Genomic DNA, 20,142 nt, shown 5'->3' on the forward strand with positions numbered 1-20,142 from the left:
AAAATTATTAAGATTTTTATACTCAGTAGTTATTAAGAAACTCGGTTTTTGATACAGATCAAGATGCTAGTATCAAAGTCTTATTTTTTCGTTTGCATTAATCGTCTACGTCTCTCACCACGGCTTCGACTTTGGGCAAAAGCACTATTCTCATTTTGGCTTTGCTTTTCACTTGGGTTTAGGTATTTAGCAAGCGCTCTAATTGTTGTGTATTGGAACATATCAACCAGAGGTATTTCTTTACCAAAAACTTCTTTTAGTCTGCTATTAACTTGTACAACTTGTAGTGAGCGTCCTCCTATATTGAAGAAATTATCATCGATGCCAATGTTTTCTATATGGAGGATTTTTTTCCAGATAGCAGCAATTTCTTGCTCTACTTTTGTTTGTGGTAGTACATGCTCATTAGCTGTAATGTTTTGTCTCTTTCTTTGCTGCCGGTCTTGAATCGCTTTAACAACCTGTTCAATATCACAAAGTTGAGTAGCAATCCGAGTGAAGATAGCAGAATAGTTATGTGGTTTAGCAGAGGAAGATGAGGTTTGAAGTGATGAGCTAGAAATGTTTTTAGATGTATCACACAAAGCCTGGTCGTCATTATTTTTTTCGCGATAGCTTATTGAAGTAGCTACTTCAACTGGAAATCTAAAGCATAAACCTTCATTACTCTGTTCTTTATATTGACCGCCAACACTGTCTAGAAAAGTGAGAACTGGTTGATTTTTTGCTGTAGGAACATAGTGAATTTTAACAGAATCCACCTCACGTTTTTTAGCAATTTCACCGATCTTTGCTAACATTTGATGCTCCACACCCCGCCCTAGAACTCGACAACTTAATAGAAATGAATCTACTTCAATAGCATCGGGTTGAACTTTGAAAATAACTACACCAACTAAACCGTAATCTCCAAAACGATCCTTAACGCTAATGGTGAGACATTCAACGTTTTGTAAGGAACATAACTGTTGTATTTCTGTCTCGGAACGTCTAATGGTTGTGGTGTTAAACTGATTTGTTCGTTGGGTCAATTGTGATACTCTTCCCAGCTGATGCTCAGTCATAGAAGAGATTTGGATCTGTAAATCTAGACTAGCAATAAAATCAGCAAAAGTTAGAGATTCTGTTCGTAAGCGTTCGCGCTGTAGGTTTTCTTGGTACAAAGCAGTTCGCCGCTTATCTTCTTCTGTAATTTTCAGGGTATCGAAAGCCCAAACGTGTTCAATAAATTGAGGAATGTTGTCTGGTGCAGGAAGTTGCAAGGTTAAAACTTCTGGACAGTTACTTTGAACTTCTGCACATTCAACAGGATTGTCATCGATAAAGATGAAGTGTTCTAGACTTAGTTGTAACTCCTTAGCTAGAGATTTGATATTTTCCGATTTAGGTTGCCAGTTAGCTCGATAAGAAACGATATGGTCAAGCTTGAGAATCATATCTGCTCGTTGCTCAAATACAGCTAACAAATCTGCTTCATTGTTCTTACTGCATATGCAAATGAGCGTTCCAGCTTTGTACTGTTCGACTAGAAACGATTGCATTGCTTGGTAAGAAGGAGTAATTTGAATTCCATTGACTCCGTCTTCTCCACAAATACCTTTCCAGAGAGTTTCATCAGCATCAACCACAATCACTTTGTATGGAGTGCTTTTGATTCTACGGATTTTACGAGCAATTATTGTTCCTAAAGCTGTAAAGAATGGGTTTGTGAAAGGAACATGACCAAGTTTATCGGCTTGGGAGTCGTAATAGTTTGCAATAGGATAAGTTTCTTGAATTGCTTCAGTTGTTACAACATGTACTCCAGGTATTGCTTCGAGTTTGCAGCTTAGTTCTTTCTCAATTTGGTTAAAGAGAGAAATATGCTGTGAGTCTGGCGAAACAGGACATAAGCAAACTAAATAAGGCACTGTAGAACGTTCTACTGCAGATTTTAGTGAGAGTAATAAGTCTTGGATATTTCGAGTGATTTTCTCCTGGACGTTAACTAATTGAGAATCTGTTTCAGTAATTGTTTGATCTTCGTACCGCAGCCAGTCTTCTAACCGTATTAAGATAACGTTTATACCATTCTGATTTTTGGAAAGTAGACTTGTTGGATCAAGAAGTTGCTGAAAGACTTGATTATAGGGCGCAAACTCAATTCGATGGGGAATTTTTAGCTCTTGCATCCAAAATTTTAGAGACTCTTGAATCGGTTCTGCGGTAAAAGTGGATGCGATCGCCACCCGTAATTTCTTCTGAACAGGAACTTTCGCGACTAGTTCTGACAAAGGTTTGTTCGTTTGGTTGATCACGCTTTCCAGTAAAAGCTGGAAATGTTCGATCACCCGCCTGATTGTTTCGGGTGTAAAGATGTCAGTGTCATATTCTAAAGCTCCCCGCAAACCTTCACTTTCTTCAAACATTGTTAAAAACCAGTCGAAATCCGTCATCCCTCGATCTACTTTGACTGGTTCAAGAGCAAGGTTTGAAAACTGTGTAGTGTTCATAGCCATGCTCGTGAAGCTAAACATGACCTGTACCAAGGGTATGTCGCTATAGTTTCTTTCTGATTCGGCAATTTCTACGACTTTGGCAAAAGGTACATTCTGATGGACATAAGCCTCTAAAGCTACTTCACGAACACGCGCTAATAACTCTTTAAAAGTAGGATTGCCAGAAAGGTCAGTGCGTAACACAACTGGGTAAGAAAACATACCAATCAGGTTTTCTGATTCAGTATGAGTACGTCCCGATACAGGAGAACCAAGTAGAATATCTTCTTGTTCTGTGTAGCAGTAAAGTAAAATCTTAAACACTGCCATCAGAGTCATGAACAGAGTCGCTCCCTCTTGACGGCTAAATTCTTGCAGTGACTGAGACAAGCTCGCAGGTAAGCTGAAGAATTGGGTTGCACCTCGGAAGCTACGATTAGTAGGTCTTGGCTGGTCAAGTGGTAGTTCTAGTGCTGGTGGAATCAGAGCAAGTTTTTTCTTCCAATATGCAAGCTGGCTTTCTATGACTGCACTTTGTGAAGATTCTTTCTGCCAATTTACAAAGTCCCTATATTGAAAATTAAGTTTGGCAAGGGAGGGGAAACGGTTGTTAGAGTATGCATCATATAATTCTCCAATTTCCTGAATGAACACTCTCATTGACCAGTAATCGGAAATAATATGATGAATCGTTAAAACAAACACATGTTCTGTCTGACTTAAACGGAGTAAAGTAGTCCGTAAAAGTGGAGCTTGGGTTAAATCGAAAGGCTGCTGAACTTCGTTTGCTGCCAATTTTTCGACTTCTATTACTTGCTGGGTTTTATCTACTTCACTTAAATCAACGATAGACAGAGGAAGATGTAGTTTTGGCGCAATAACTTGAATTGCCTGCGCTGTTGCTACTGGGAAAGTTGCTCGTAAAATTTCATGACGATTTACAACTTCTTGAACACTTTGTTCTAGAACTTTTATGTTGATTTGTCCAGACAACCGAACAGCCATTTGAAAGTTGTAAACAGGATTACCTGGTGATAAATGGTTGAGCAACCACATTCTTTCCTGTGGGAAGGATAAGGGGAAAGAAATTTGTGCATCCGTTGACTCTGTGGAAGGGCGATCGCTTGTTTCATCTTGTCTTATGCTAAGCTTTACAGTGGAGTCAAACCCTGTTATTTCACCAAGTAAAAATGTTACCAATTGAGCAATGCTAGGGCCTTGGAGAAATTTTGTTTCAGGTACAACAACTTTTAAGTCAGACTCAATACGCTTCTTCATCTGGATAGACATTAATGAGTCGATCCCGAAGTTAGTGATCGGCAGATCAACATCCAACTTAGGTAGAGAATAACCCAAGACCGATGCTAATTGTTCACAAAGATAAGACTGTAAAACTGACTGTTGCTCCTCTTGTTTTAATGCTAAGAGTGCATCGCGAGTTAGTCTTTGTTCTTGAGAGTTATTTGACTTTGCTAAGGTAGCTGCTTCCAAAACCTTGCCAACGTGAGGTTGAGAGGTTGGAATTTCTGAGGGATAAGTTCTTTCCAGCCAGTACCGTTGGCGCTCAAATGGATAGGTTGGCAGTGATACCCGTTGGTAAGTAAAACCACGATGAAAATTAGTCCAGTTTATATCAACGCCCTGTACATATAGGATACTCAAACTATTGAGGATTACCTGCCAGCTATCCTGACCAGATTTGAGGGTTGTTAACCAAATACCTGTTTCTTGGGGTTGAGCCTGAACAGCTGAATTATCACCTAGTTCAATAAACAAGTTACTACCTTGTTTAACCAGAGTTTCTGTAACTGCTGTAAGCTGTATTGTTTCTTTCACCAAGCCAGATTCGGTGAATACAACTGCCATTTCTCCTGACTGGCTGAGCTGACTAGACTCTACAAGCATCCGAAGACTATTTTCTAGATCAGTTGTTTGTGCTATGCAAGCAGCTACATATTCGCCTACACCAAAACCCATCACTGCTGCCGGTGAAATTCCCCAAGACTGCCATAGTTTAGCTAATGCATATTGCACAGCAAAAGATCCAGGCTTAAAGTATTCTTTTTGCTCCAAAGGAGAGAAAACACCTGATTCTGGATAAAGCACTGATAACAGCGGTTTTTCCAAATACTTCCGAAGGAGAAAATCACACTGTTCCAATGTCTCGCGAAAAGTAGGCTGAGTCTGATAAAGTTGGTAGCTTAACTGAAGATAGCTAGAGTCACAATTGCTGAACAAAAAGGCTATTTTCAAAGAATTGTTGCTGCGTGCTTTACCACTTACTGCTCCTACAGCTGGTTGACTAGCTGCAAAAGTAGATAATTGCTCGTGTAACTGAGCAGTTGATTCAGCTATGACTGTTAGTCGGTGAACAAAATGAGATCTTCCTGTATTAGATGTAAAGCAAATATCTCCTAAAGAAACTTCTGAATGAGAGGCCAAAAAATCAGCATAACGACCCGCAAGAGAGCGTAAAGCAGACTCACTTTTTGCTGACAGGGTTAATAAATGTGAGGGATACTCCAGTTTATTTGTCTCCAAGGTCAGCTCAGGTGCATTTTCTAACACCACGTGAGCATTTGTACCACCAAAACCAAAGGAACTTACACCTGCAAAACGGCGACGTGATTTTGTGATCCAGGGTTGTAAGTAGGTTGGAATTGAAAGTGGAGAGTCCTGTAAGGAGATAAGCGGGTTTAAATGTTTTAGATGTAAGTGAGGAAAAATTTCTCCAAATTGTAAGGAGAGTACCACTTTGATTAAACCAGCAATACCCGCCGCTGCCTCTAAGTGACCGATATTAGTCTTAACGGAGCCAATCAAACAAGGTTGATTCAGCAAACGATCTTCAAGCAATACTCTTTTTAACGATTCGATCTCAATTGGATCTCCAATGGGAGTACCTGTACCGTGTGCTTCTACATAGTTAAGTTGATCTGCTGTGATCCCAGCTTTTTGCAAAGCTTTTCGGATAACTACTTGTTGTGACGGGCCGTTAGGAGCAGTGAGTCCATTACTACGACCGTCTTGATTAACTGCGGAGCCTCTAATCACAGATAAAATATTGTCTTTATCCCTCACAGCATCAGATAAGCGTTTGAGAACAACTATCCCACAGCCCTCACCCCGGACGTAACCATCAGCACTATTGTCAAAAGTTTTACAGCGTCCGTCAGATGCCATCATGTGTGCTTGAGAAAAAGTGATGGTCAACTCTGGAGTTAAAATTAAGTTGACTCCACCAACTAAAGCTAAGTTAGACTCTCCTGTCTGTAAACTTTGGCAGGCTAAATGTATTGCAACTAGTGATGAAGAGCAAGCAGTATCTACAGAAATACTCGGCCCTCGCAGATCTAGTAAATATGATAGGCGGTTAGCTGCTATGCTAAAGGCATTACCAGTACCAGCATACGCATCTATTCGGCTAGGGTTTTCAAACTGAATTCGAGAATAATCATTATTACTGATCCCAATAAAGACTCCTGTTTCACTCCCAGCTAGTTGATTTGGTACAATTCCCGCATTTTCCAGTGCTTCCCATGCTACTTCTAGCAGAATTCTTTGCTGAGGATCCATTCGCTCAGCTTCTCGTGGAGAAATTCCGAAGAAGTTAGCGTCGAATTGATCCACTTGATCTAAAAATCCACCCCAACGGGTGCTCATTTTCCCTGGAGTCTCTAACTCTGGGTTATAAAAACTGTTGATATCCCAACGATTATTAGGTACTTCGTTGATGACATCCACTCCACTACGCAATAACTGCCTAAAAGTTTCTGGATCATTAGCGCCAGGAAACCTGCAACCCAAACCGATGATAGCGATCGCTTCACCGAAAGTGTTCGGGGCAGTTATTGTGTTTTGTTGAGGAACATCTACCTTAACGCTAACAGGCTCCTCTGGAGGGTTAACTTCTCCAGATAAATGTAGAACAAGTGCTGCAATACTGGGGTAATCGTACAACATGGTTGGCGAGAGTTTCTGACCAAGCCAGTTCTCTAGCTCACCAGCAAACCTCACTGTTGCGACTGAATCTAAACCATAGCTGACGAAAGGTACTTGAATATCTATCTCAGAGGGTTTAACCTGAAGACGTTCAGCAATTTTAGAAACAATCCAAGCTTGAATTTCTGCGGATTTTCCTTTATTTGGCAAGCTTTCTGGTTTGGAAGCTAATTGTTGCTGTGATTGAACTTTACTTTGAGAATCCTTGCGCCAAATTCCGACTATATCTAAGCTATCTGCAAGAAAATTTGCTTTACAAGCACGCCGTTGAATCTTACCACTGGAAGTTTTAGGAATTTTTCCTGTCTTCAGCAGCAGTATGGTATGAACTTCTAACTCATGGTGTTCTATGACTGCTTGACGAATTGCTTTAACCACCTCATCTACGTTTAGCTTCCGGAGATATTGACGGTCTATTTCTTGAGTGATCGCCAGTTGCTCTTCTCCATCTACTTCAATTGAGAATGCTGCTCCACAAGTTGGTCTGAGTGCAGGATGACACCGTTCTACTGTTAATTCAATATCTTGAGGATAATGATTGCGACCTCGAATGATAATCAGATCTTTCAACCGACCTGTGACAAACAATTCACCATCCTGCAAAAATCCTAAGTCCCCTGTGCGCAGAAATGGGCCGATATCGGTGTCTGGTAGTCGTGCCTGAAAAGTTTCAGCGGTCTGCTCTGGTCTGTTCCAATAACCCTGAGCTACACTCGAACCCGATACACAAATCTCTCCTACTTGATCAGGAGCACATCTGGTCAATGATTCCGGGTCAACAATAACAATGTTTGTATCTAGCCATGCTCTTCCACACCCTACTAAATGGCTAACATTTTTTGCCTCACTAGATGCTTTTACAATCCTATTTTGTTGGAGTGCATCTGATTCCACGGTGCAATAAATTGGTTCATCCTTGACTATACCACCGGAAACCATTAGGGTAGCTTCAGCCATGCCATAGCAAGGATAGAAAAAGTTAGGACGAAAACCACACGACTCAAATACAGCAGCAAACTTTTCCAAAGTTTCTCTGCGAACCGGCTCAGCACCACTGTAAGCAGTACACCAGCTGCTTAAGTCTAGAGTTTCTCGTTGTTCAGGGGTGATATTATTTATACAAAGTTCGTAGCCAAAGTTAGGCCCACCGCAATGGGTTGCTTTATAGCGCGAAATTGCTCGTAACCATTGAATTGGTCGTTGAACAAAGGATGTCGGTGGCATTAAGACACCAAGAAAACCCGTATACAAGGGCTGAAGAATTCCGTCGATCAGTCCCATATCGTGGAAGCTGGGTAACCACGATACAGATACGCTGTTTGGTGACAATTCAAAAGCTTGCTTAATATATTCTGAATTGTGCAGCAGGTTTTGATGACTCACCATCACCCCCTTTGGTGTTCCGGTTGAACCTGAGGTGTACTGCAGAAAAGCTAGTGTATCACTGTTTAATACAGGTTCCTGCCATGAAAGCATTTCTTCACTAGCAACATCGTCTGTAGCAAGCCAGGCTACCTCTGCTAATTCTCTGTCTTCGGCGAAACGACTCTCTATACTAGGCAACAGTTCTTTTGTAGTCAGTGCAACTTTTGTCTGAGCATCTTCGACAATAGCTTGCAGCCTTGACATTTTCTGATTACGTCTAGGTGGATAAGCCGGAACTGCGACCATTCCTGCATACAAACAACCAAAGAAAGCAGCAATAAATTCCAGTCCCGATGGATACAACAGTAAAGCCCGTTCGCCAGGAGCAGCTAGTGATTGAAGACGAGCTGCGATCGCTTGAGCTTGTTGATCTAACTCCCGATAAGTGAAACTACCTGTTTCAGTTTCCCCATCTTCCAAAAAAATGTAAGCTGTCTTATCAGGCTGATTTTGCGCTCTTTTGCGTAGAAGCTCCACCAAATTTAAGGGTTGTTCAGAAAGGTTCAATTCAGTAGTCATATTCTTCAAAATATTGGATTGTTGAAATATCAAACCCCGAAAAATTGATAACTAGAAATTCATTGAACTTAAAAGTTAACCAAAGCCTCCTTTTTTTAGCTCTCGGTAACTAGCATTTATTTTTTACTTCATCAACGCCAGTTCCTGAGAGTGTGGTACAGAAACAGAACTCCACTCTAAAATGGCAGCCCCCCAAGAAAGCCCTGCACCAAAGCCAGCCAAAGCTATAACATCATGTGGCTTAATTTGTCCTTTGCGAACAGCTTCATCTAAGGCAAGAGGAATTGAAGCAGCCGAGGTGTTTCCGTAATTTGCTAAATTGCTAATGATTTTTTCACTAGGAAGTCCTAGACGCTCAGCTACAGAATCTAAAATTCGCTGATTAGCTTGGTGCATCAGAAGCCAATCAACTTGGTCAATAGTAAGATCAGCATGAAAGAGTGCCTTCTCAATAACTTCTGGAACTTTCTGAACAGCAAAGCGGTAAACTTCTTGTCCGTTCATTGTAATGGGTTGATAAGTTCCTTGACCAATGGAGATACTATCAACAAGTTGCTTCTCTTGATCTTTGAAACCTAATTTCAAATACTGATTCTGCATACCATCGGTATGAAGTTGAAAACCCAACAGGCTCTCAGATTCACTTGCTTGTACAACCACTGCACCCGCGCCGTCACCAAAGAGTATACAAGTACGTCGATCAGACCAATCAACCCACCGCGAAAGAACTTCTGCGCCAATCAGAAGAATATTTTGATATGCACCAGCACGGATAAACTGGGCACTAGTTATTAAACCAAAAATGAAACCAGAGCATGCTGCTGTTAAATCAAAAGCTACAGCTTGGGTAGCTCCTAGTTCAGCTTGGATTGCACTAGCACTACCAAACAAATCGTCAGGCGTAGATGTCGCTAGGATAATTAAATCTAAGTCTCGTGGTGCAATACCGGCCATTGCTATAGCTTTTTGAGCAGCTTCAGTAGCCATAGCAGTCAGGGAATGCTGCGGTGGAAGAAGACACCGGCGGCGAATTCCTGTCCGAGTTTTTATCCATTCATCAGAAGTAACCATAATTTGGTTAAGTTGATGATTGTCTAAGTAAGTATCCGGAACGGCGGAGCCAGTTCCTGTCAAAACAACACCTTTTTTTGATGAATATCTCATAGCTTTAATGACTCATTATTTCTGTGATTCAAGTTTGTCAAACAGCCCTATTATTCCTCGAATTTTTTAAAAGCTAGGCTAACATTATGACCCCCGAAACCAAAGGAATTAGAGAGTGCAACATCTACCCGTTGAGAGCGGTAGTGTAAAGGAACATAGTCTAGATCACAGGCTGGATCAGGTGTTTCTAGATTAATTGTTGGTGGAATTTTGTCTTGTGCTATAGCCATTACTGTTGCAACAGCCTCTATACCTCCAGAAGCTCCTAAAAGATGACCAGTCATCGATTTTGTAGAACTAATAGCTACTTTAAAAGCATGATCCCCAAGAGCTTTTTTGATGGCAAGTGTTTCCACAACATCATTAGTAGGCGTACTAGTGCCATGAGCATTAATGTAATCTACTTCGTTCGGGTACAATCCAGCATTTTTGAGCGATAATTCCATTGCTCTAGTAGCGCCTTCGCCATTAGAAGGAGGTGAAGTAATATGATGGGCATCACAAGTTAAACCATAACCGACAATTTCTGCATAGATTCGAGCACCGCGCCTTTGCGCATGGCTTAATTCTTCTAATAAAAGAATACCACTGCCTTCTCCCATCACAAAACCGTCTCGATCTTTGCTAAAAGGACGAGAAGCTTTAGTAGGTTCTTCGTTATAAGTTGATAAAGCTTTGGCCGAAGAAAATCCTGCCATACACACAGGAGTAATAGCAGCTTCGGTTCCACCGCAAATCATTACTTGAGCATCCCCCCTCTGAATAGTACGGAAAGCATCTCCTATAGCATTAGCTCCCGAAGCGCAAGCTGTAACAGGACAAGAGTTAGGACCTTTTGCTCCTAAATGAATTGCAGTTACTCCAGCAGCCATATCTGCGATCATCATGGGAATTAGAAAAGGACTACAACGGTTAGGCCCACGATTTAAAACAACTTCCGTTTGATTTTCTATCATTTTTAAGCCGCCAATTCCGCTGCCAATCAGCACTCCCACTTGCTGAGAATTGTGATTATTAATCTCAAATCCAGCGTCAGCAATAGCTTGCTTACTAGCACAAACTGCAAATTGAATAAAGCGTTCTAAGCGCTTAGCTTCTTTTGATTCCATGTAATTACAAGGGTCAAAGTTTTTCACTTCTCCTGCTATTCGAGTGGCATGACGAGAGGCATCAAATGAAGTAATTAAACTTATGCCACTATGTCCTTGAAGAAGCTGCTCCCAGTATTCAGTCACTGTATTACCTAAAGGACTAATTACCCCTAGCCCTGTGACTACTACTCGTTTCAATTCAAGGCTAACCATAATAAGATTCTATTTTGATAGTGTTTGCTGGTCTTAACTCAGTTACTTAAGATATTTTTTGACACTAGTTTTGATGTGAAAATCTAACTGCTGGCTTACCATCCATCAAAGTTAGTATTAGGCAACATTTCCCAAGTGAATCAGAATCCCAGCGATAGATCGGAAGTCCAGAAAACTGTGAAAATTCTGTAACAACTTCTGGAATATCTCGAAAAACAATATTCCTAACAGAGTTTCTAGCACAAAGAGCCTCTGCCAGAATAAAGACTGATCCAATTTCACTTAAACGTCTACCTTCAAGTGAAACAACATTGCCAGATCTTAGCTCTTCAAGTTCAGTATCTGACAGCTTTATCCCAAGATAATTCACTGCCTTTTCAATCTCGGATGTATCTAAATTTGGGATTGGTGGTGATTGTAACATATTATTTAACTCCAAAAATCTTGATAATATACGTCAGCGCGATTCTAATGGCACTTGAACAAAAGCCACTAAATTAATTAGAAATTTTGTATTGGTCTTAAACTCTTTCTGCCCTTCAGTAGCCAAAACGACTTTGGTGTTTACATAGGGGATAAATCTTGCAGGTAGGATAAAAGAGAAAGGGGAAATCAACAAACCTACTTACATGGTTACTGGTGAAAAAAATTCACCAGAATTGTACTCTCTTCCTAGCTTTCTTGATAAGCTGATTTTACCTATGTAGTGGCATATTTGCTAAAACTTAGGTAACAACCTCCTTCTATAAACCTGATCGAAAAAAAAGACACTTTACCAAAAAAAGAGCTACTTCCATTACCATAAATTCTTCTAGCCTTGATCTTATAAACTATTCAGGTTCTTCTATTGCTGTATCAACTCCTTAATTACCCTATGCCATATAGATTATTTCCTGGGAGAAGCATGGTCAATACAGATAATGTCAGTACTTTTTTCCTGAGAAATGGAGTAACAAAACTCTGCTAAAATTAGGAAAAATCAGTTTATAGCAATGAAATATAAAATACATCATATTAATATATGGATTTTGAAGAAGCATTTAGAGTTGCAAATACCGCAGTTTTAGCAAAAACCAAAAGAAATCTGAAAGATGTAGAAGCAGCAATACTTTTGGGAGCATGGGAAGGTAAGAGCTATTACGAAATAGCAGACGTTTATGGCTATAGTGCTAAGTACCTAACTCAAGACGTAGGATCGGGGCTGTGGAAGCTGCTTTCAGATGCTTTAGGTGAGAAAGTCAGTAAAAAGAACTTTAAGAGTGCACTGGAGCGACAATGGCGCTTAGAAAGGGTTGTAGATATCAAGTCTAGTGAAACAATACCATCTAACTCAATTTCACAAGTAGATCCAGCAACGACATTACCTCCTTTTGTGGAGCATAAAGAGATCAACACCAATCCCCGCCAAGATTGGGGAGAGGCGGTTGACGTATCAGTTTTTTATGGTCGCACCGCAGAACTCGCTACCCTAGAGCAATGGATTTTGCGCGATCGCTGTCGCTTGGTAGGAATTTTCGGGATCGGGGGAATTGGTAAAAGTGCTTTGTCTATACGCAGTTCAGAAAAAATGCAGCATGAGTTCGACTACCTCATTTGGCGATCGCTCTTACATGCACCACCTGTTGACAAGATGCTGGAAAAACTGATTTATTTTCTATCTAGCCAGCAAAATACTGATTTACCAGAAACAATCAGTGATAGAGTATCCGTATTAATCAATTACCTACGCTCCTCACGCTGTTTACTGGTATTAGATAATTTCGAATCAATTCTACGTGGTGGCGAAGAATTTGGACATTATCTTCCTGGATACGAGGGATATGGTGAACTTTTAAGACGAGTTGGAGAAACACATCATCAAAGTTGCTTAGTACTGACGAGTCGAGAGAAGCCTGAAGAAATTGCACTATTAGAAGGTGAAATATCATCCATTCGCTCGCTACAACTAACCGGTTTAAGTGAAGTGGAAGGGCAAGAAATATTGAAATTAAAGGGTCTTTTGGGAAGTGAGGGTGAAAGGAAAAGACTAATTAAATACTATGGTGGTAACCCCCTGCAATTAAAAATAGTTTCTGCTTCTATTCGAGATTTATTTGCTGGTAATATTGCTAACTTTATAGAACAAGGAATAACAGTTTTCAATGGTGTTCGCAATCTTTTGGAGCAGCAGCATAATCGCCTGTCTGAGCTAGAAAAGCAAATTATGTACTGGCTAGCGATCAATCGAGAGCCGGTTTCATCTCTGGAACTGCAAGAGGATATTTTAACTGTAGTATCACGACCGAGATTACTCGAAGCGATGGAGCTTCTTAGAAGGCGTTCGCTAGTTGAGAGATGTTCAGCAGGTTTTACACTACAAACTGTAGTCATGGATTACATAACTGAAATATTCTTGGAACAGGTTTTTGAAGAGATTAAAACTGAAAATTTGTCTTTATTGATAAGTCATGCTCTCATCAAAGCTGAAGCAAAAGATTATATTAGGGAAATTCAAAATAATCTAATTCTACAGCCCCTTATTGATAAACTAATTATCAACTTTGTTTCGAAAGAAAATATAAAGAAAAAAATCAATAACCTTTTGCTGAAAATTCGAGAAAAATTTTACATCATACCAGGATATGCTAGTGGAAATATTATTAATTTGTTAGTTCAATTAAAGATTGATTTAACTGGGTACGACTTTTCTAATCTGACTATCTGGCAAGCCTACCTAAAGGATGTCAATTTGCATCATGTCAATTTCTCTAACTCAGATCTAACTAAGTCTGTTTTTGCGGAAAAATTGGGTGGTATTTTGTCGCTTGCCTTTAGTCCAGACGGTCAACTTTTAGTGACGAGTGATACTAATGGCGAAATTCACTTGTGGCAAATCCAGAGCGGGAAACAAATTGTTATCTGTAAGGGGTCTACTAACTGGACATTCTCAGTTGCCTTTAGTCCGCTTGGTAATATTTTGGCTAGTGGCAATCTTGATAAAACAGTGAAATTATGGAACGTTTATACTGGTCAATGTCTCACAACATTAACAGGGCACACCGATTATGTGTACGCGATCGCCTTCAGTCCAGATGGTGAGATTCTGGCTACTGGTAGCTACGATCAGACAATCAAATTGTGGCATATTAACGATGGTAAGTGTCTGAAAACCTTAACAGGACATGCTGGTTATGTACAAGCGCTCACCTTTGTCCCACAACGCAACGCCAACAGTTCAGAGAGTTACATTTTAGCCAGTGGCAGCCAAGACAACTTGATCCTGTTGTGGGATGTTGGTACAGGAAAATGCCTCAAGGCTTTGCAAGGTCACTCTAATTCGGTATCGTCAGTAGCCTTTAGTCCTGAAGGTCAGATCTTAGCTAGTGCTAGCGATGACCATACAGTGAAGTTGTGGGATGTAGGCACAGGAAAATGCCTCAACACTTTGCAAGGTCACTCTAATTCGGTATCGTCAGTAGCCTTTAGTCCTGAAGGTCAGATCTTAGCCAGTGGCAGTTACGATCAAACAGTGAAATTGTGGGATGTAGGCACAGGAAAATGCCTTAACACTTTGCAAGGGCACTCTAGCTGGGTATCGTCAGTTGCTTTTAGTCGTGAAGGTGAGATCCTAGCCAGTGGCAGTTACGATCAAGCCGTAAAGTTGTGGGATATACGCACTAGCCAATGTCTAAAAACTTTGCAAGGACATACAAACCGCGTATTTTCAATTGCCTTTGCTCCGCAAAGCTATGCGGACAGTCTGTATAGTCATATTCTAGTTAGTGGTAGCGAAGACTGTAAGCTAAGGTTGTGGGATGTTCACACAGCCCAATGTTTAAAAACTATACAAGCACACTCAGGTCGCGTATCGTCAATTTCCTTCAGTCCTCTAGGTTTAATCTTGGCTAGTGGCAGTGAAGATAGTACTATAAAGTTATGGGATTTTTACACAGGCGAATGTATAGAAACCTTACAAGGACACACAAATCAGGTACTGTCAGTTGCTTTTAGTCCTTTAGGTAATATCTTAGCTAGTGCCGGTAATGATTATACCGTGAAGTTATGGGATATAAGTGCTGGTGAGTGCCTAAACACTTTGCAGGGACATACCAGTTTATCGTCAGTCGCTTTTAGTTCAGATGGAAAAATCTTAGCTAGTAGCAGTCATGATCAAACTGTCAAATTATGGGATGTAGGTACAGGTCAATGTTTACAAACTTTGCGGGAACATTCTAGCTGGGTATCCTCAGTTGCTTTTAGTCCAAATGGAGAAATACTGGCTAGTGGCAGCCGTGATCAGACTGTAAAGTTATGGGATGTGAATACAGGTCAATGCTTACAAACTTTACAAGGACACTCTAGTTGGGTATCCTCAGTTGCTTTTAGCCCAAATGGAGAAATGCTGGCTACTAGTAGTCATGATCAAACCGCGAAGTTATGGGATGTTGATACAGGTCAATGCTTACAAACCTTACAAGGACACTCTAGTTGGATATCGTCAGTGGCTTTTAGCTCCAATGGAGAAATGCTGGCTACTAGCAGCTTAGATGGAATGATTATGCTCTGGAATGTGAAGACACGCGAGTACCTAAAAACTCTTCGCTCTGATCGACCCTACGAACGGATGATCATTACTGGTGCTACAGGTTTAACCAAAGGAACTACTGGAACGTTGAAAGCTCTTGGAGCAATAAATAGTTAAGATGAATGTCATTAATTATTGCAGCCTGTCACGAGTCCAAAGAGTATTCCTCAACCACCCAATTCAATATAAGTACTGCTAAACTGAGGAATAACCCTAAGAACCAGTGATTATGCTCAAGCGTTCTAAGTTCGACACAACTCAATCTCAGATTATGCACCGCGCTGAGGATCTCATTAATGCAGCTTCCAATCGCTACCGCATTACGGTTCAAGTGGCAAATCGTGCTAAGCGTAGGCGTTACGAAGATTTCGACAGTGCAGAAGATGCAATGATGAAGCCAGTACTAAGGGCTATTATCGAAATGTCTGATGAACTGACTCAGCCAGAAATTATTGGTGAAATGTAAACAACTTCAGTGGGAGTCGGGAGTCAGAAGTCAGGAGTCAGGAGTCAGGAGTCAGGAGTCAGAAGCCAGATAATTTTTGTTGAATAAAGTACCTTTCTCCCCTGCTCCTCTGCCCCCCTGCGCCCCTGCGCTCTGCTCCCTTCCCCCTGCGCCCTGCCTGCTCCCTGCTCCCTCTTCCCTACGAATGCTCAAAAATTCACAGTTTATAAAAAAGCCTTGGTACAAAATTGCTGCTTTAATTGCGGTTGGTGTGATTGTCTTGGGTTCAGGGATAAGTGGATTAATTCCCACGAGTTCGCTAGGTTCCCAATCTGCACTCGCACAAGTAGGCATTATTCCCAGTGATGTTTGGCAGCAAGTTTATCAACAATTACCTGACTTACCACGAGAAAATAAGTACATCAGCAAGGACACCGGAAAGGTTGCTGAAAATAACACCTTGGTAAGTCGCATGATTAGGTATCATTTTTATCTCAAAGGTCGCCCAGCAAATTATCGGTTAGATTGGAAGCTAACATTGGCTGATTACTTGGGAGCAAACGAAGTTATGTACGATGGTAGCTATCCAGGTAATGACACATTGAAGAAAAATCCTATAGATGGCGATCGCGCTGCAATTAGTCGTTTGAATCGTCGTCAGCGCGATGCTTTAGTACAAGCTTTGGTCAATGCTTTTAATAAACCGAATAGATGATATCACCCCGTTGCAGCAAGATTTTTTTGGAAGGTTAAAATTTTTCCTACATCTGCTACCCTGTACTGTCAAAATCCCTTACTTACTTTATTAGACATCTGGTGAAAATTAATTATGCGTTCCTTGAAATCCTTGCTAAGGGCGAACGCCGTACTCTGCGAGAAGCCAGAGGCTACGCCCCTACATCAATTTCTGGAGATGTCTATTATACCTAAATAGTCTTTCTTCTCACCGTACATTGTTACTGAAAAATTTGCGGTGTAGTGCTTGAGGGTTCTGAACAAAAAAGTATATTTTGTTACTTACATGAAAAAAGTCATGGTGACTGAATGACTTTCTTCCTAACGTAATTAGGAAGTTTGGGGGATGCAAGAATACTTATAAACTCGTATGATTCTCTGGTTTGAGAAATGCATTCAGAGGGTGTGGCGTGCCTTGTCTGGAGACTCATCCCCTGAAAAACAGGGGTCGATAGTCTTCCTAGAATTGAATCTCTGAGATTGAAGCGGTTAATGCCTTATATCTCCTGCCGCACCGAACAATACAAATCTTTTTTTTCACAATGGGCGGTACTTCCCAAATACCCTCCTTCCTGTTGACTGTCGCTTGCTAGGAGATTTGCACCTATAATTAAGCCCATGAATACCCTTCCAGACGCTCAAGTTGTTCAAAAAATTTTTGAAAATGCGCAGACTGATGGTGACATTACCACAGGGGATCTTACAGAAATTTACAGAATTGTTGTAAATTTGGATAAAATTCCCAAACCCGTAGGTATTTCCCAAAATATACCCGACAGTAGCACAGATAAGTTTATTGGAAGATATAGAGAGTTAGAATACTTGCATCAACAATTGCAATGTTATAACGAGGTTGTAATCGCTGCAGTTGAAGGGATGGGTGGAGTAGGGAAAACAGAATTAGCTATTCAGTATTCCCTATTGCATTTGCAGTTGCATAATTATCCTGGAGGTATTTGCTGGTTACAAGGACCAGAACAAAATATTGGCTCGCAAATATTAAACTTTGCTCACACATATTTGGGTTTACGACCACCAGAAGATTTGGAACCACCCGAACAAGTGCGTTGGTGCTGGGAATCTTGGCATAAGGCAAATACTCTAGTGGTTCTGGACGATGTGAAAGATTACAGTGAGATAAAACCTTATCTACCACCGCAGCTACCCCAATTTAAAGTATTAATTACTACGAGACTCAGATTAGATTTCACTGGTTCTCTCTATATGGAAGATTTACCACAACCAGATGCATTCTTAATTTTGACGCTAATGACTCCCCCATTGTGGTTAACCGTAAACGCTAGAATGAAAAACGAATTTGAAAAAAAATTCAATTAAAGAATTCAGGAGTCTTAAAACAGTGAACAGTAAACAATTATCAGAGAGCAAGGCAGTTGGTGCAGTGTTAACTGATAACTGATAACTGATAACTGTCCCTATGCAACGTTTACTCAAAAGTGGATCTGGTTGGCGTATCGGCTGGAATCCAGCCGCGCCAGAATTTAAAGGTTTGGTGGGTACAGATGATTGGGCAATTGAGTTAACTGAACCAGAGTTGAATGATTTTTGTCGCTTACTGTTACAGCTAGCAGACACGATGAAGCAACTTGCAGATGAATTGATGGATGAAGAAAAAATTGCTTGTGAAGCTGAAAGCAATTTACTATGGATGGAAGTAGAAGGGTATCCTGACGCCTATAGTCTGCGCTTTATTCTAAATACAAAGCGTGGAGCAGAAGGTAAATGGGATGCTTCCGCTGTTCCAGAGTTGTTACAAGCTGCTGGAAGTCTCGAAGTTTTTTAATTTTCGCTGTTGTGTATTTTCAATTTTGTGCTATCATCTTATAGATGACGGGGCGTAGCGCAGCTTGGTAGCGCGCCACTTTGGGGTAGTGGAGGTCGTGGGTTCAAATCCCGCCGCTCCGACTTTTACAGGTCGGTCAAAAAATTAAGACTAGTAGGGGCGAACGCCGTTCGCCCTATTTAGATTACTTTATAAAGTAGTCAGGAGTCAGAATTCATTCTCACTCCTGAATTCTGACTCCTGACTCCTGTATTCTGAATTCTTTTATTCTTACATCTCTTCCTAAAGACATAAGCTGAAAGTGAAGTAGTCAAACCTTGTGGTTTTCCGTAGTATGAGGTTTGGCTATTCAATGAAATTAGGTAACGAATGTCTAACACCACTAAGGAAGATGCAATGTCAATGCAGCAACTGATTTGCATCATGATGCTGTTTTACTTAATTCAAACTTACGGATGTAATCCAGGACTTTTTGGTCTTCCTGTTACTATTTATCTCAAACAAAATCTTGGACTTTCACCAGCACAGTTAGCATCCTTCAGTAGTTTTATTTTTATTCCCTGGTTAATTAGACCACTTTACGGAATCATTGGAGACGCTTTTTCTATATTTGGCTATCAGTTCAAAAGCTACTTTTTTATCTGCTACTCTCTAGCACTTGTTGTTTTATTAGGATTAGCCGGATTACAAGTTAACACGATCACTCAGCTAGCAACAGGGTTAATTTTAGTAAATCTAGCTATAGCCTTTAGCGACGTATTTACAGATAAAATCATGGTCGTTCAAGGCAGGATTCTCAACAACACGGCTCGTTTACAAGCAGCTCAATGGACGGCTCTAAGTTTTGGTCAAGCTTTGCTATCTTATATCGCAGGTTGGATTGCTCAAAATTCTAATTTATCACTCGCATTTGTGCTTACAGCAATTGTGCCATTTGTTGGGTTAGCTGGAACTTTTCTATTACTTAGAAATGAAAAAAAGCACCGAAAAACTGTTTCAGTTAAAACTAGTGTGAAATCTATTTGGTCAGCAGTCAAGTCGCGACAATTTCTCGCTGTTATGGGCTTTATTGCTTGCCTTGAATTTACTCTCATCCCGCCGTTGGTAAATTACCTTGTATATTACTACAAGGATGCTTTGAAGTTTGACGCTCAATTCATAGGGATTTTGGGGACATTTGAAGCTTTGGCTAATGGTTTAGGCGCGATCGCCTTTGGTATGTTTGCTTTTAGAATTTCTCGACGTCTGCTGCTAAATCTAGCAATTGGCTTAACAACCCTCTCGACCATTGGTTTACTATTTATATACAATGCACCAACTGCTATCTTCGTTAGTCTATTTTTTGGATTTTTTTCCATGGTGTCCATGTTAGGCGTCTTAGAAATTGCAGCCAGATCTTGTCCTGTTGGTGCAGAAGGTTCGACATATGCAATCTTGAAGTCAGTGTATCAAATAGTTAGGCAACCGGGGCCTATTTTAGGGGGTTACTTATACGGTTGGGGAGTTCCAGTTTATATTCTTGTCATTATCAGCGCCGTATTTACAATGTTTTGCTGGTTTTTAATCCCTCTATTTAAATTAGAGCAAGAATCTATAGAGCCACAAGAAGTTTAAGTAGGGTGGGTTAACGAAGTAACGCACCGCTAATACACCGTTAATATCGGTGCGTTACGGCGCAAAAATTGGTGAATAGGTAAAAAATG

The 20,142-nt window shown here is 40.6% G+C and carries 10 protein-coding genes and 1 tRNA gene; 7 read left to right on the forward strand and 4 right to left on the reverse strand.

Annotated elements, in window-relative coordinates:
• Positions 1–80: 80 nt before the first annotated feature.
• The 4 genes from G4P69_RS10750 to G4P69_RS10765 all read right to left on the reverse strand — a co-directional run bounded on the left by G4P69_RS10750 (position 81) and on the right by G4P69_RS10765 (position 11,315).
• Positions 81–8,423 carry a type I polyketide synthase gene (locus tag G4P69_RS10750; RefSeq protein ID WP_208349674.1) on the reverse strand — a complete coding sequence of 2,781 codons (8,343 nt, stop codon included), beginning with the start codon at positions 8,421–8,423 and terminating at the stop codon, positions 81–83.
• A 123-nt stretch (positions 8,424–8,546) separates the two neighbouring features.
• Positions 8,547–9,587, reverse strand: a complete 1,041-nt coding sequence (locus G4P69_RS10755) for a beta-ketoacyl-ACP synthase 3 (RefSeq protein ID WP_208349677.1) — start codon at positions 9,585–9,587, stop codon at positions 8,547–8,549.
• Positions 9,588–9,637: 50 nt separating this feature from the next.
• Entirely contained in the window at positions 9,638–10,891 is a 1,254-nt protein-coding gene (fabF, locus tag G4P69_RS10760) for a beta-ketoacyl-ACP synthase II (protein WP_208345912.1), read from the reverse strand.
• Between the two features lie 64 nt (positions 10,892–10,955).
• Positions 10,956–11,315 carry a hypothetical protein gene (locus G4P69_RS10765; protein WP_208345911.1) on the reverse strand — a complete coding sequence of 120 codons (360 nt, stop codon included), beginning with the start codon at positions 11,313–11,315 and terminating at the stop codon, positions 10,956–10,958.
• 597 nt (positions 11,316–11,912) lie between these two features.
• Here G4P69_RS10765 and G4P69_RS10770 point away from each other — a divergent pair.
• The 7 genes from G4P69_RS10770 (at position 11,913) to G4P69_RS10800 (ending at position 20,053) form a co-directional block, all read left to right on the forward strand.
• Positions 11,913–15,572 (forward strand): WD40 repeat domain-containing protein, encoded by a 3,660-nt coding sequence (locus G4P69_RS10770; protein WP_208349687.1) that lies wholly within the window; start codon positions 11,913–11,915, stop codon positions 15,570–15,572.
• A 112-nt stretch (positions 15,573–15,684) separates the two neighbouring features.
• Entirely contained in the window at positions 15,685–15,921 is a 237-nt protein-coding gene (locus G4P69_RS10775; protein ID WP_208346232.1) for a DNA-directed RNA polymerase subunit omega, read from the forward strand.
• Positions 15,922–16,105: 184 nt separating this feature from the next.
• On the forward strand, positions 16,106–16,615 hold the full coding sequence (locus G4P69_RS10780; RefSeq protein WP_208346233.1) for a hypothetical protein: 510 nt from the start codon (positions 16,106–16,108) through the stop codon (positions 16,613–16,615).
• 638 nt (positions 16,616–17,253) lie between these two features.
• A complete protein-coding gene (locus G4P69_RS10785) occupies positions 17,254–17,973 on the forward strand; it encodes an NB-ARC domain-containing protein (RefSeq protein WP_208349690.1) in 720 nt (239 codons plus the stop codon).
• Positions 17,974–18,073: 100 nt separating this feature from the next.
• A complete protein-coding gene (locus tag G4P69_RS10790) occupies positions 18,074–18,439 on the forward strand; it encodes a DUF1818 family protein (RefSeq protein WP_208345158.1) in 366 nt (121 codons plus the stop codon).
• A 48-nt stretch (positions 18,440–18,487) separates the two neighbouring features.
• Positions 18,488–18,561 (forward strand) — tRNA-Pro (locus G4P69_RS10795).
• A 247-nt stretch (positions 18,562–18,808) separates the two neighbouring features.
• Entirely contained in the window at positions 18,809–20,053 is a 1,245-nt protein-coding gene (locus tag G4P69_RS10800; RefSeq protein WP_208345157.1) for an MFS transporter, read from the forward strand.
• Positions 20,054–20,142: the final 89 nt, after the last annotated feature.

Origin of the sequence: Aetokthonos hydrillicola CCALA 1050, from assembly GCF_017591665.1 — a bacterium.
Taxonomy (GTDB): Bacteria; Cyanobacteriota; Cyanobacteriia; order Cyanobacteriales; family Nostocaceae; genus Aetokthonos; species Aetokthonos hydrillicola.

Bases quoted from the DNA above. Each gene is read 5' to 3' on its own strand.
- G4P69_RS10755 (WP_208349677.1), bottom strand. From the start codon at position 9,587: ATGAGATATTCATCAAAAAAAGGTGTTGTTTTGACAGGAACTGGCTCC.
- G4P69_RS10765 (WP_208345911.1), bottom strand. From the start codon at position 11,315: ATGTTACAATCACCACCAATCCCAAATTTAGATACATCCGAGATTGAA.
- G4P69_RS10780 (WP_208346233.1), top strand. From the start codon at position 16,106: ATGCTCAAAAATTCACAGTTTATAAAAAAGCCTTGGTACAAAATTGCT.
- G4P69_RS10800 (WP_208345157.1), top strand. From the start codon at position 18,809: ATGTCTAACACCACTAAGGAAGATGCAATGTCAATGCAGCAACTGATT.
- G4P69_RS10785 (WP_208349690.1), top strand. From the start codon at position 17,254: ATGAATACCCTTCCAGACGCTCAAGTTGTTCAAAAAATTTTTGAAAAT.
- G4P69_RS10750 (WP_208349674.1), bottom strand. From the start codon at position 8,423: ATGACTACTGAATTGAACCTTTCTGAACAACCCTTAAATTTGGTGGAG.
- G4P69_RS10770 (WP_208349687.1), top strand. From the start codon at position 11,913: ATGGATTTTGAAGAAGCATTTAGAGTTGCAAATACCGCAGTTTTAGCA.
- G4P69_RS10775 (WP_208346232.1), top strand. From the start codon at position 15,685: ATGCTCAAGCGTTCTAAGTTCGACACAACTCAATCTCAGATTATGCAC.
- G4P69_RS10790 (WP_208345158.1), top strand. From the start codon at position 18,074: ATGCAACGTTTACTCAAAAGTGGATCTGGTTGGCGTATCGGCTGGAAT.
- fabF (WP_208345912.1), bottom strand. From the start codon at position 10,891: ATGGTTAGCCTTGAATTGAAACGAGTAGTAGTCACAGGGCTAGGGGTA.